Origin of the sequence: Kaistia granuli DSM 23481 (assembly GCF_000380505.1) — a bacterium.
GTDB lineage: Bacteria > Pseudomonadota > Alphaproteobacteria > Rhizobiales > Kaistiaceae > Kaistia > Kaistia granuli.
In genome coordinates, this window is the sequence record NZ_AQYH01000010.1 from 453,626 (window position 1) to 466,080 (window position 12,455).

At 65.7% G+C, this 12,455-nt stretch carries 10 protein-coding genes and 1 pseudogene; 8 read left to right on the plus strand and 3 right to left on the minus strand.

Features of this window, described 5'->3' with window-relative positions:
• The first annotated feature begins 182 nt into the window (after positions 1 to 182).
• From G342_RS0117245 to thiD, 3 genes are all read left to right on the plus strand, one after another.
• A complete protein-coding gene (locus G342_RS0117245) occupies positions 183 to 2,519 on the plus strand; it encodes a xanthine dehydrogenase family protein molybdopterin-binding subunit (RefSeq protein WP_018184420.1) in 2,337 nt (778 codons plus the stop codon).
• A gap of 74 nt (positions 2,520 to 2,593) precedes the next feature.
• The gene (locus tag G342_RS0117250) at positions 2,594 to 3,535 is read left to right on the plus strand and encodes a DMT family transporter (protein WP_018184421.1); all 942 of its coding nucleotides are present in this window, start codon (positions 2,594 to 2,596) and stop codon (positions 3,533 to 3,535) included.
• Positions 3,536 to 3,554: 19 nt separating this feature from the next.
• A complete protein-coding gene (gene thiD, locus G342_RS0117255; protein WP_018184422.1) occupies positions 3,555 to 4,352 on the plus strand; it encodes a bifunctional hydroxymethylpyrimidine kinase/phosphomethylpyrimidine kinase in 798 nt (265 codons plus the stop codon).
• Between the two features lie 6 nt (positions 4,353 to 4,358).
• Here the strand turns inward: thiD and G342_RS0117260 are convergent, their stop codons facing one another.
• Positions 4,359 to 4,985, minus strand: a complete 627-nt coding sequence (locus tag G342_RS0117260; RefSeq protein WP_018184423.1) for a TetR family transcriptional regulator — start codon at positions 4,983 to 4,985, stop codon at positions 4,359 to 4,361.
• Between the two features lie 200 nt (positions 4,986 to 5,185).
• Between G342_RS0117260 and G342_RS24495 the strand changes: the two are divergent.
• Positions 5,186 to 6,141: pseudogene (locus G342_RS24495) on the plus strand (homocysteine S-methyltransferase family protein).
• Positions 6,142 to 6,193: 52 nt separating this feature from the next.
• Here G342_RS24495 and G342_RS0117270 read toward each other — a convergent pair.
• Positions 6,194 to 7,456: a mechanosensitive ion channel family protein gene (locus tag G342_RS0117270; protein WP_018184424.1), complete on the minus strand. Its 1,263-nt coding sequence runs from the start codon at positions 7,454 to 7,456 to the stop codon at positions 6,194 to 6,196.
• 340 nt (positions 7,457 to 7,796) lie between these two features.
• A complete protein-coding gene (locus G342_RS0117275) occupies positions 7,797 to 8,645 on the minus strand; it encodes a fumarylacetoacetate hydrolase family protein (RefSeq protein ID WP_018184425.1) in 849 nt (282 codons plus the stop codon).
• Between the two features lie 202 nt (positions 8,646 to 8,847).
• Here G342_RS0117275 and G342_RS0117280 point away from each other — a divergent pair, with 202 nt between their 5' ends.
• The 4 genes from G342_RS0117280 (at position 8,848) to G342_RS0117295 (ending at position 12,367) form a co-directional block, all read left to right on the plus strand.
• On the plus strand, positions 8,848 to 9,441 hold the full coding sequence (locus G342_RS0117280) for a LysE family translocator (protein WP_018184426.1): 594 nt from the start codon (positions 8,848 to 8,850) through the stop codon (positions 9,439 to 9,441).
• 76 nt (positions 9,442 to 9,517) lie between these two features.
• Positions 9,518 to 10,327 (plus strand): UDP-2,3-diacylglucosamine diphosphatase, encoded by an 810-nt coding sequence (locus G342_RS24500; protein ID WP_040879036.1) that lies wholly within the window; start codon positions 9,518 to 9,520, stop codon positions 10,325 to 10,327.
• Positions 10,324 to 11,358 (plus strand): glycosyltransferase family 4 protein, encoded by a 1,035-nt coding sequence (locus tag G342_RS0117290; protein WP_018184428.1) that lies wholly within the window; start codon positions 10,324 to 10,326, stop codon positions 11,356 to 11,358. The genes G342_RS24500 and G342_RS0117290 overlap by 4 nt, the downstream gene beginning before the upstream one ends.
• Before the next feature lie 37 nt (positions 11,359 to 11,395).
• Complete coding sequence (locus tag G342_RS0117295) at positions 11,396 to 12,367, plus strand: threonine ammonia-lyase (protein ID WP_018184429.1); 972 nt, start codon at positions 11,396 to 11,398, stop codon at positions 12,365 to 12,367.
• Positions 12,368 to 12,455 lie beyond the last annotated feature (88 nt).

Sequence of the window (12,455 nt, forward strand, 5' to 3'; positions counted from 1 at the left end):
GATCCTTGGGCGTGGCCGGCGGGTTTCGGCGGTTTTGCCCCGTCGCCGAGGCATAAGCGGTTGCACCTCGCAGCGAGCGGGTCCTATGATCGTTGAACTGTGGCCATTGCGCTCTGGCCCGTGCGGGCCGTCGTTCAGGCGGCTGCATCTTTCTACCGATGATCGATCGAGGAGGCGGCCCGATGGGCCGGATCGGCATGAACGAAGCGTTGTCCATTCGCGATACAGCGCCGCGCAAGTTCGGCATGGGGGCCGCCATCCGCCGCAAGGAGGATCCGGCGCTGATCGTCGGCCGGGGTCATTTTACCGATGACTACACGCCCGAGGGCACACTGCACGCCTTCGTCCTGCGCTCCGCCATGGCGCATGCCCGCATCCGTTTGAACGAACTCGACGCGGCGCGCGCTGCGCCGGGCGTCAGCCTGATCCTCACCGGCGCGGATGTCGCCGATTACCAGGGCCCGCCGGCCAAGGAATTCCCGCCGATCGTGCCAGGGACCGAGCGCCATTTCCCGCATCGGCCGCTGCTCGCCGCCGACGTCGTCCGCCATGTCGGCGATCCCATTGCCTTCATCGTCGCCGACACGGCCGAAGCGGCGCAGCTGGCGGCCGAGCAGATTGACGTCGACTACGACCCGCTGCCGACCGTGACGGACGCCCGCCAGGCCGCATCCGCGGATGCGCCGTTGGTCTATCCCGAATTCGGCACCAACGTTGCCTATACCCATCACCGCGGCAACCGGGAGGCGACCGACGCGGCCTTTGCCGGCGCGGCGCGGGTCGTCCGGATCGACGTGGTCAACCAGCGCCTCATCGCCAACTACATGGAGACGCGCGGCATCGTCGCCGAATATGACGGCGAGAGCGATCGGTTCACGCTGACCCTCGGCACGCAGGGCGGCCACAAGATGCGCGACATCATCGCGAAGGACATCTTGCGGATCGACCCGAAGAAGATCCGCGTCGTGACGCCGGACGTCGGTGGAGGTTTCGGCACCAAGTCCTTCGTTTATCACGAGTATCCGCTCGCAGCGCTTGCCGCCAAGGCGCTCGGCCGGCCGGTCAAGTGGATCCAGGAGCGCGGCGATCACTTCCAGATCGACGCGCATGGCCGCGACAACCTGACGACGGCCGAGATGGCGCTTGACGCCAATGGTCGCTTCCTGGCGCTGCGCGTCGATCTCTTGTCCAACCTCGGCGCCTATGTCTCGCAATACGGCGCCGATATCGCCGTCGGCGGCATCACCATGTCGACGGGCCTCTACGACATTCCGACGATGGACGTGACGGTACGGGGCATCCTGACAACGACGACGCCGACGGATGCCTATCGCGGCGCCGGTCGGCCGGAGGCCGCCTATCTGATTGAGCGTCTCGTTGACCTTTGCGGCCGCGAGACCGGCCTCGGCCCGGTCGAGATCCGCAAGCGCAATTTCATCCGGCCCGAGCAATTGCCCTATCTGACCCAGGGCGGCCGCAAATACGACACCGGCGATTTCGCCGGCCATCTCGACCGCAACCTCGCCATCATGGATTTCGCCGGCTTCGCGGCGCGCGCGGAGGCGTCGAAGCAGGAAGGCAAGCTGCGCGGCTTCGGCATCGCCACCTATGTCGAGGCCTGCGCTTTTCCCGGCTCCGAGCCGGCGACCGTCACGCTGAATGCGGATGGCACGCTGACGCTGCTGATCGGCACCCAGACGAACGGGCAGGGCCATGCGACGGCCTATTCGCAGTTCATCGCCGCCCATCTCGGTGTCGAGATCGACAAGATCCACGTCATCCAGGGCGATACCGACAAGGTGCCGACCGGCGAGGGCACCGGCGGCTCCCGCTCGATCCCGCTCGGCGCGGTATCGGTCGACCGTGCCTCGGTCACCTTGGTCAAGCAGTTGAAGGAACTCGCCTCGGAAGAGCTGGAGGCCGGTGTTGAGGATCTTGAGGTGGCCGATGGCACCATCCGCGTCGCCGGCACGGACCAGGCGATCGCCCTGGCCGATCTCGCGACGCGCGCGAAAAATCCGGCGCTGCTGACGGCGGTCGGCGAGTTCGTCCAGGACGAATGCACCTATCCGAACGGAACCCACATCGCCGAGGTCGAGATCGACCCCGATACCGGCGTGGTCAAGGTGCTCGATTTCTCGATCTGCGATGATTTCGGCGTGACGGTGAACCCGATCCTCCTGGCCGGGCAGGTACATGGCGGCGTCGTGCAGGGCATCGGCCAGGCTCTCTACGAGCGGACGGTCTATGACGCCGACGGCCAGCTCCTGACTGCGACGCTGCTTGATTATTGCCTGCCGAAAGCCGATCACCTGCCGAGTTTCCGCTTCGCCACCCACAATGTCCCGTCGACGACCAATGCGATGGGTATCAAGGGCGCCGGCGAGGCGGGCACGATCGGCGCGACGCCGGCGGTGATGAACGCCGTCGTCGATGCGCTGGCGCGAGCCAAGGGCATCACGCATTTCGACATGCCGGCGACGCCCGAACGCGTTTGGGCGGCCTTGCACGCCAGCTGAACGCGACGTCTGAAACCGGGCCGCAGCCTTGCGACCCCTGAAGAAACGGACCGCCCCCCGGTCCGGTTGGTCCCATGGAAACGCCCCCAAAGGGTCAGCCGCTGTTCGGCGTGCTGCTCAAGATCATTTCGACCATCGCCTTCACGGCGATGGCGACGCTGATCAAATACATCTCGGATTTCTACCCGCCCGGCGAGGTCGCGTTCTTCCGTTCCGCCTTCGCGCTCATTCCAGTGTTGATCTGGGTCGGCTGGTATGGCGGACTTCCATCTGTCTTCATCACGCCACGCATCGGCGGTCACGTGCTGCGTTCAGTGGCCGGGGCGACTTCGATGTTCTTCGGCTTCTCGGCGCTCGCCCGGCTGCCGCTGTCGGACGCGACAGCGATTGGCTACGCCTCGCCGCTGCTGACGGTCGTCCTCGCCGCCGTACTGCTCAAGGAGGCGATCCGGATCTATCGCTGGACAGCGGTGGTGATCGGCCTGGTCGGCGTGCTCGTCATCCTCTCGGATTATGTCGGCCCGGCCACGGGGCCTGACCGCAGCACCCTCGGCGCTGTGTTCGCGATCCTCGCCGCGTTCTTCGGCGCGCTGGCCGCGACGCAGACGCGGCGGCTCACCTGGGTGGAATCACCGGGTACGATCGTCGTCTATTTCTCGATCTTCACCGCGCTGTTCATGCTGGTCACGGCGCCGTTCGGTTGGGAGATGCCGAACTGGGAGCATTTGCCGTTTCTGATCGGCGCCGGAATCTTCGGCGGCATCGGCCAGGTGCTGCTGACCCAGAGCTATCGCTATGGCGAGGCATCGCTGATCGCGCCGTTCGAATATATCTCGATGCTGTGGGCGATCATCGTCGGCTATCTGCTGTTCAACACGACGCCGAGCACCACCATGCTGCTCGGCTCGGCGATCGTCATTGCATCGGGCATGTTCGTGATCTATCGCGAGCATCGTCTCGGCATCAAACGCAGCCGCGAGCGCGCGGCCAAGACCCCGGCGGGGCCGGGGACCTGAGGATGAGGATTACGCAGTCATGACAGCCATCGCCGTTACCATTGCCGGCTCGGATTCGGGCGGCGGCGCCGGCATTCAGGCCGACATCAAGACGTTCTCGGCGCTCGGCGTTTATGGCGCCTCGGTGATCGCGGCGCTGACGGCCCAGAACACGCTGGGCGTGACCGCGATTCACGACGTCCCGGCCGAATTCGTCACCGCGCAGATCGACGCGGTCTTCTCGGATCTTCCCGTCAACGCGGTCAAGATCGGCATGCTTTCGCAGCCCGACGTCATCCGCGCCGTCGCGGCCGGCCTCGACCGCTATGCGCAGACGAACGTCGTGCTCGATCCGGTGATGGTGGCGACCAGCGGCGACATGCTGCTGCGCGACGAATCCGTCGCCGTGCTGATCGCCGATCTTCTGCCGCGCGCTAGCCTGGTGACGCCGAACCTGCGCGAGGCGGCCCGTCTGCTGGATACCGACGTCGCCACGAACGAGGCCGGCATGGAGGCGCAGGCGGAAGCGATCCTTCGCCTCGGCGCGCAGGCCGTGCTGGTCAAGGGCGGCCATGGCAGCGGCCCGGAAAGCGATGATCTGCTGATGTCGGCCGCCGGGAAACGCTGGTTCAGCGCGCCGCGCATCGACACGCTCAACACGCACGGCACCGGCTGCACTCTGTCCTCGGCGATCGCCGCTGGCCTCGCCAGCGGGCTGGCGCTCGAACCGGCGATCGAGGCAGCCAAGAGCTACATCACCGATGCGATCGCGGCGTCCGACCGCCTCAAGATCGGCCGTGGCCACGGCCCGGTGCATCATTTCCACAAATGGTGGTGACGGTTTTCAATTGCCGAGGAAGATGGCGCGGATGAAGTCGCGGTAGAGCAGGATCTGCCGCGGCAGGATCGTCGCGTCGCGCAGCGCACGGCCGAGGATCAGCCCGCCCTCGACCAAAGTCGAGATCATGTCGGCGAGCGCATCCAGATCGACGTCGTGACGCGGCGGATAGACTTCGGCGATCCGCTGCAGCCTTTCGCCGAAGCGCTGGCGCCAGGCCAGCATACCGGCGGCGTTTAGGTCCCGGATCTCGCGGTCGAACAGCTGATCCTGGTAGCAATAGGACGCGGCGATGCAGCCAGGATGTTGCTCCGGCAAGTTGGCGAGCATTTCGGCGAACAGCTTCAGGCCGACCAGGAAGCCGTGCAGCGGGTCGTCATGCAGGTCGTCGCCGCGCTGGAAAATCGCCTCCAACACCGCGCGATCCTGTTCGAGGTAACGCAGCAGCAGCGCTCGGGCGAGCTCGTTCTTGTCACGGAAATGATAGAAGAAGCCGCTCTTGGTGATGCCGACCCCGGCGATCAGTTCGTCGATGGACGTAGCGGAAAATCCCTTGGCGAGGACACGCTCCTCGGCAAGGCTCAGCAGTCGTTCCTTGGTGTCGGTCCGGGGCCGCATTGCCGTCGTCGACATGGCGATACTGTACCACAGGTACAGTCTGGGTTCTTCCGTTGCGTCACGGCGTGAATCAGTCTGCCAGAAATTCGGCCCAAGGAGCTGATTTGATTCTGGTATCCGGAATATCCTAGACCTGCACCACGCGCTTTCTAGCGACACGCGGGCTGGACTGTAGAGTCCGTCGACATCCGAAACCCTCAGGGAGGATGACTGAAATGGCCCGCTACAGAAACGCCCTGCCGCAACTGACCGACCGCCTGTTCACGACCGATGGTGGTCTGGAGACGACGCTGATCTTCCACCAGGGGATCGAACTGCCGGCCTTCGCCGCCTTCGATCTGTTCTCGCGCCCGGACGGTCTGGAACGCCTGCGCGCCTACTATGATCGCTACGCCGCGCTCGCCCATTCGCGCCGTCTCGGCTTCATCCTGGAGAGCCCGACATGGCGTGCCAACCGCGATTGGGGCGCCCAGATCGGCTATGATTCCGACGCACTCGCGGCCAGCAATCGCGCCGCGATCGATCTGATGCGCGAATTTCGGGATCGCTATGACAGCCCGGACTCGCCGATGGTGATCAGCGGCGATATCGGGCCGCGCGGCGACGGCTACCAGATCCACCGGAAGATGAGCGCGGCCGAGGCGGCCGACTATCACGGCGAGCAGATCCGCACCTTCGCCGACACCGAGGCGGATTTCGTCAGTGCCATGACGATCAACTATGTCGAGGAGGCGATCGGCGTCGTCCGCGCGGCGGCGGACGCGAAAATGCCGGTCGTCATCTCCTTACGCTCGAGACCGACGGCAATCTGCCGAGCGGGCAGAGTCTTCGGCAGGCGATCGAGACCGTCGACCGGACGGCCTCGGTGCTGCCGGCTTACTACATGATCAACTGCGCCCATCCGACTCATTTCGAACGTCTTTTCGGGGCGGGCGAGGACTGGACGCGGCGGATCAAAGGGCTGCGGGCCAACGCGTCGCGGCGCAGCCATGCCGAGCTCGACAACGCGCCCGATCTCGATGACGGCGACCCGGTTGAACTTGGCCGCCAGTTTGCGTCGCTCCGGCGTGCTTGCCCGGGCCTGAATGTGGTGGGCGGTTGCTGTGGCACCGATTTCCGCCATGTCGAGGCGATCTGCTTCGCCTGTGAGGCGGTCGATCAGGCGGCCTGATCCGATGCGGGGCGGGGGGCCGTCCACCCCGTCCCGTCGAATGCCCATCCCGTCAGGCGGGCTCCGCCGCGGGCTGGCGTCGCGCGCGGGCAGGGCTCGATGCCAGCGCCTTCAGGTCCTGGCCGCTCGGGTTCTGGAACACGCGGAGGTCGAACTCCGGCAGGATCGCGTAGAGATGGTCGAAGATGTCCGACTGGATGCCTTCGTAGTTCGCCCAGACGATCGTGTTGGTGAAGCCATAGATCTCGATCGGCAAGCCGTCTGGCCCGGGCGGCATCTGCCGCACCATGATGGTCATGTCCTGGCGCAGTCCCGGATGGGTGCGCAGATAGCTTTCCACATAGGCGCGGAAGGTGCCGATATTGGTTGAGCGGCGCCGGTTGGCGGCAAAATTGGCCCGCTCGCCAAGCTTGCCGTTCCATTCGTCGAGTTCCGCCCGCTTGCGCTGGAGATAGCTCTCCAGATGGCCGAACAGGCGAAGCTTGTCGAAATCCTCGTCAGACAGGAAGCGGATGCTCGTCTGATCGAGATAGAGCGAGCGCTTGATCCGCCTGCCGCCCGTTTCCTGCATGCCGCGCCAGTTCTTGAACGGCTCGGTGACCAGCTTGCGGATCGGCACCGTCGTGATCGTCTTATCGAAGTTCTGTACCTTCACCGTGTGCAGCGCGATCTCGATCACGTCGCCATCGGCGTTCTGGCCGGGCATCTCGATCCAGTCGCCGACGCGCACCATGTCGGTCGACGAGATCTGGATGCCGGCGACGAGCGATAGCAGCGTGTCCTGGAACACCAGGATCAGCACGGCGGCCATGGCGCCGAGACCGGAGAGCAGGATCACCGGCGACCGGTCGATCAGCGTCGCGATGATCAGGAGCGCCGCGATCACATAGACCGCGATCTTGACGACCTGGATATAGCCCTTGATCGGCTTGAGGCGGGCGGACGGCCGGCGGTGATAGGTGGTGTCGACGATGTTGAGCGCGGCGCTCACCGTCATTGCCAGCGACAGGATGATGAAGGCGTTGGCGACGTTCTTGACGACCGTCGCCGCGAATTGCGGCAGGCCGGGCACCAGATCGATGCCGGCCGACATCACCAGGGCCGGCATGATGTTGGCCAGGCGCTCGATGACGCCGTGCCGGCGCAGTTCTTCGTCGCGGCCATAGGCGGTCAAGCCAAGGGCCCTGTGGACCAGCTTGAGCAGCAGCGCCTTGACGACGAAGTTCGCGAACAGTGCCGCGACGACAAGGGCGGTCAAGGTGAGCACGGCGTTGAGCCAGTGATGCTCGGTCAGGATCTGGTCGAAGCTGGTCAACGGATCTCCCTGGAAGGCAACGAGGCGCCGACAGCGGGGCCGGTGCGTCTTCGGCGCGGGTGGCGCCGCGTGGACGGAGGCGCTCCCGCGCGGTTCGCGCAGTCGTCCCGAGGTAAAGCCGGGGCGAGGAGGCCGTGCGAGAGCGCGAAACCAGGGTCCCGCACGTCGGGACGTTGCCATCCCGGACCGCGATTCCTGCCGGATCCGCGGTGCCCGGCCAGACTGGCGGCGGAGGCGGCTGACGTCAATGCGGCGTTGCTAAAAGGGCCATAGACAAAAAAAGCGGCCGGCGCGTGGCGCCGACCGCTCTTCCATTCGTCAGGCCGTCAGCCGAAGGGCATTAGCCCTTGTAGGCGACGAATTCCTGCTCCTGGTCGCCCAGGCCCTGGATGCCGAGGCGAACCTTGTCGCCGGCCTTCAGGAAGCGCGGCGGCTTCATGCCCATGCCGACGCCCGGAGGGGTGCCGGTGGTGATGACGTCGCCCGGATCGAGCTGCAGGAACTGGCTGATGTAGCTGACCAGGTGGGCCACGCCAAAGATCATCGTCTTGGTGTTGCCGGTCTGGACGCGCTGGCCGTTCAGGTCGAGATACATGTCCAGGTTCTGGATGTCCTCGATCTCGTCCGGCGTGACGAGCCACGGGCCGAGCGGCCCGAAGGTCGGCGAACCCTTGCCCTTCATCCACTGGCCGCCGCGCTCCGTCTGGAAGGCGCGCTCGGACACGTCGTGGCAGACCGAATAGCCGGCGACATAGGAGATCGCGTCCGCTTCCGAAACGTAGCTTGCCGTCTTGCCGATGACGATCGCCAGCTCGACTTCCCAGTCGGTCTTTTCCGAACCCTTGGGGATCGTGACGTTGTCGTTCGGGCCGACGATGCAGTTCGGGGCCTTGTTGAACAGGATCGGCTCGGCCGGGATCGGCATGTTGGTTTCATGCGCGTGGTCGACATAGTTCAGGCCGACGGCGATGAAGTTGCGCGTGCCGTTGACAACCGGGCCAAGGCGCGTGCCGGCGGGCACGACCGGCAGCGAAGCCGCGTCGACCTTGGCGATCGCGTCGATCGCGCCGTTCTTGAGGGTCTCGGGGGTGATGTCAGAGATGACGCCCGACAGGTCACGAATCGTGCCGTCCTTGGCGAGAAGGCCGGGCTTCTCCGCGCCAGCGGCACCGAAGCGTACGAGTTTCATAGGGTATTTCTCCGTGTTTGGCGGGCGGGATCATGGTCGAGGGGGCGCTGGCATGCAAGCCCAGATGTCTGATGACTGGAGCAATGCAGTTTGGCCCACAGGGAACAGCTGTCGCTCCCGCTTGGTCGTCCGATAAATGTCAGTAATATTGACCTATTAACGGCGTCGTGTCATCAATCCGGTCCTTCGTGGGGGACCCATCGTGGATCAGATTCTGGCGATACTCGGCTTCGCGCTGGTGACGGCGTTCACCCCCGGCCCGAACAACACGATGCTGATGATCTCCGGCGCCAATTGGGGTGTCGCGCCCAGCATTCCGCACATGCTCGGCATCACGATCGGCTTCCCGGTCATGGTGTTCGCGGTCGGCATGGGGCTTGGTGGCGTGTTCGAGGCCTATCCGGTCCTGCACGAGATCCTGAAATACGGGTCGTTCCTGTATCTGCTCTATCTCGCCTGGAAGCTGGCGCGTGCCGGTCGGCACGACACCGACGGCAACCGGCAGGGCAGGCCGATGAGCTTTCTCGCGGCGGCCCTGTTCCAGTGGGTCAATCCCAAGGCTTGGGTGATGGCGATCAGCGCCATGGCGCTCTATGTGCCGGCCGGGAGCGCGATGCTGCCCGCCGTCCTCCTGCTCGCCGCCATCTTCGCGCTCACCTCGCTGCCTTCGGCGGCGACCTGGTGCCTGTTTGGCACCGCCATCTCGCGCTTTCTCGACAGCGATCGGCGCGTCGCGGTCTTCAACGCGGTGATGGCCGCGCTTCTCGTCCTGTCGATGGTACCGACCCTGCTCTGAGGCGCTGTCACAAAACTGTGGTTCGTGTCGGCTAAGCAATCGGTAACGGTGTCTTGGGCGAGGACGAATCAAGATCATGTCGAGCGGTGCCGCTTCCCGTCATTTGCGCACGCTTTTCCTGTCGGATATTCATCTCGGCACACGAGGAAGCCAGGCAGATCTATTGCTCGACTTCCTGAAGTGGCACGATGCCGAGACAATCTATCTCGTCGGCGACATCATAGATGGCTGGCGGCTGAAAAAGGGCTGGTATTGGCCGCAGGCTCACAATGATGTGGTCCAGAAGTTGCTGCGCAAGGCCCGCAAGGGCGCCCGGCTGGTCTACATCCCCGGCAACCACGACGAGTTCCTGCGCGACTATCTCGGCACCCATCTCGGTGGCGTCGAGCTCGTCGATCGCATCATTCACGAGACAGCCGACGGCAAGCGCCTGTTGGTGATCCATGGTGACCAGTTTGACGTCGTCGTGCGGCATGCCAAATGGCTCGCCTTCCTGGGCGACCATGCCTACAACCTCGCCCTCGCGCTCAATACCGTCGTCGGCAAGGTGCGCCGCAAGCTCGGCTTCGAATACTGGTCGCTGTCGGCCTGGGCCAAGCTCAAGGTGAAGAACGCCGTCTCCTTCATCGGCGCCTTCGAGCAGGCGCTGCTCACCGAAGCGAAGCGCGTCGGCGCCGATGGAGTCGTCTGTGGCCACATTCACCACGCCGCCATCCGCGACGACCTCGACATCCGCTACATCAATACCGGCGACTGGGTCGAAAGCTGCACCGCGATCGTTGAACATCATGACGGCCGGATCGAGATGATCCGCTGGGCGGATTTCGCTCCCCTCTACGCCGTGTCGCAGCACGAGGAGCCGGAGATCGACAAGGTCGCCGCATGAGCCGCATCCTGATCGCGAGCGACGCCTGGCATCCGCAGATCAACGGTGTCGTGCGGACGCTGGAGCGATTGTCCCGGCACCTGCCGGAGTTCGGTGCGACCCCGATCCTCCTGACGCCTGAGGGCTACCCCACCGTTCCATGCCCGACCTATCCCGAGATCCGCCTGACGATCGCCGCCCCCGGCGCGATTGCTCGGCGCCTCGACGCGGCGATGCCCGATCATGTCCACATCGCCACCGAAGGGCCGATCGGCCATGCCGTCCGGCGCTGGTGCCGCAAGCGTGGGCGCATCTTCACCACCAGCTACCACACGCGCTTTCCCGAATATCTCGCTGCCCGCCTGCCGGTGCCGGTCGACTGGACCTATGCGGTGCTCCGGCGCTTCCATAATAGTGGCGCCGGCTGCATGGTGGCGACGGCGTCGCTGGAGGAGGAACTGGCGGGGCGCGGGTTCCGCAGCCTGATGCGCTGGTCGCGCGGTGTCGACGCCGATCTGTTTCGGCCCGATCGGGATCGCGGTGTCCTCGGCGACCTGCCGCGTCCGATCCATCTCTATGTTGGCCGGGTCGCGGTCGAGAAGAACATCGGCGCGTTCCTCGATCTCGATCTGCCGGGCAGCAAGGTCGTCGTCGGCGACGGACCGGCGCTCGACACGCTGCGGCGGGCGCATCCGGAAGTGTCCTTCCTCGGCGCGCGGGTGGGCGAGGCGCTGGCGGACGTCTATGCGGCGTCGGACTGCTTCGTCTTCCCGAGCCGAACCGACACGTTCGGCGTCGTCATGCTTGAGGCGCTGGCGTCCGGCCTGCCGGTGGCGGCGTTTCCCGTCGCTGGTCCGCGCGATGTCGTCGGCGGCACGGGCGCCGGCGTTCTCGACGAGGACCTGCGCAAGGCGGTGCTGGCGGCGCTCGCCATCCCGCGCGACCATTGCCGCGCCGTCGCGCTGCGCCACTCCTGGCATGCGGCGACGCGCCAGTTCCTCGACAATGTCGTCGCCGCGCAAAAAGGCTGCGCCGAAAGCGCTTTCGTGTAACTGTGCAAGGGTCCCCCTCGCGCCACCGGGCAGAGTCATGACCCCCACGATCGAAGATATCCGCCGCGCTGCCGAGCGTATCGCCGGCGAAGCCGTTCGCACGCCGCTGCTTGCCAGCGCCGCCCTCGATGCGCTTACCGGCGGCCACATCTATCTGAAATGCGAGAACCTGCAGCGCACGGGCTCGTTCAAGTTCCGCGGCGCCTATAATGCGCTCGCCTCGTTGAGCGAGGAGCAGCGGGCGCATGGCATCGTCGCCTCGTCCTCCGGCAATCATGCGCAGGGGATCGCCGAGGCGGCGCGCCTGTTCGGCGTTCCGGCGACGATCGTCATGCCGGGCGACGCGCCGGCTGCCAAGCGCGAGGGAACGACACGACGCGGCGCGAATATCGTCGCTTATGACCGCGCGACGGACGATCGCGACGCGATCACCGCCTCGATCGTCGCTGAGACGGGGGCCGAGCTGGTCCACGCCTATAACGACCGCCGCGTTATCGCGGGGCAGGGCACGATTGGCCTCGAAATTGCTGACGAACTGGCGGCACGGGGCGAGCATGCGGATCTGGTGATCGCGCCTTGCGGCGGCGGCGGCCTCTCGGCCGGCATCGGCATCGCGATGGCGGCGGAAAGCCCGGAGACGCAGGTCTATCTCGCCGAGCCGGAAGGGTTCGACGACTATGGCCGTTCGCTGGCCTCCGGCTCGATCACCCGCAATGCCCGCACCGGCGGTTCGGTCTGCGACGCCTTGATGGCACCGCAGCCGGGGGCGCTCGGCTTCGCCATCAACCGCGAGACGGGCGCGCGCGGCGTCGCCGTGTCCGACGCCGAGGCGCTCGCCGCCGTCGCCTATGCCTTCCGCACGCTGAAGCTCGTCGTCGAGCCCGGTGGCGCCGTGGCGCTGGCGGGATTGCTGTCGGGCCGGGTGGACGCCCACGGCAAGACGGTCGTCATCGTGCTCTCCGGTGGCAACATCGATCCGGATATCCTCGAAAGGGCACTCGCTGCCTGATTGCGGCCCTCCCGCTTCATCGCGGATATCGCTATCCTGCGCGGGCGCCCCGCCGGTCCCCCAGCGATGAGTCGCGATATCCCCCCGC

Coding starts and splice junctions, on each gene's coding strand:
- G342_RS0117245 (WP_018184420.1), top strand. CDS start 183: ATGGGCCGGATCGGCATGAACGAAGCGTTGTCCATTCGCGATACAGCG.
- G342_RS0117250 (WP_018184421.1), top strand. CDS start 2,594: ATGGAAACGCCCCCAAAGGGTCAGCCGCTGTTCGGCGTGCTGCTCAAG.
- thiD (WP_018184422.1), top strand. CDS start 3,555: ATGACAGCCATCGCCGTTACCATTGCCGGCTCGGATTCGGGCGGCGGC.
- G342_RS0117260 (WP_018184423.1), bottom strand. CDS start 4,985: ATGTCGACGACGGCAATGCGGCCCCGGACCGACACCAAGGAACGACTG.
- G342_RS0117275 (WP_018184425.1), bottom strand. CDS start 8,645: ATGAAACTCGTACGCTTCGGTGCCGCTGGCGCGGAGAAGCCCGGCCTT.
- G342_RS24500 (WP_040879036.1), top strand. CDS start 9,518: ATGTCGAGCGGTGCCGCTTCCCGTCATTTGCGCACGCTTTTCCTGTCG.
- G342_RS0117290 (WP_018184428.1), top strand. CDS start 10,324: ATGAGCCGCATCCTGATCGCGAGCGACGCCTGGCATCCGCAGATCAAC.
- G342_RS0117295 (WP_018184429.1), top strand. CDS start 11,396: ATGACCCCCACGATCGAAGATATCCGCCGCGCTGCCGAGCGTATCGCC.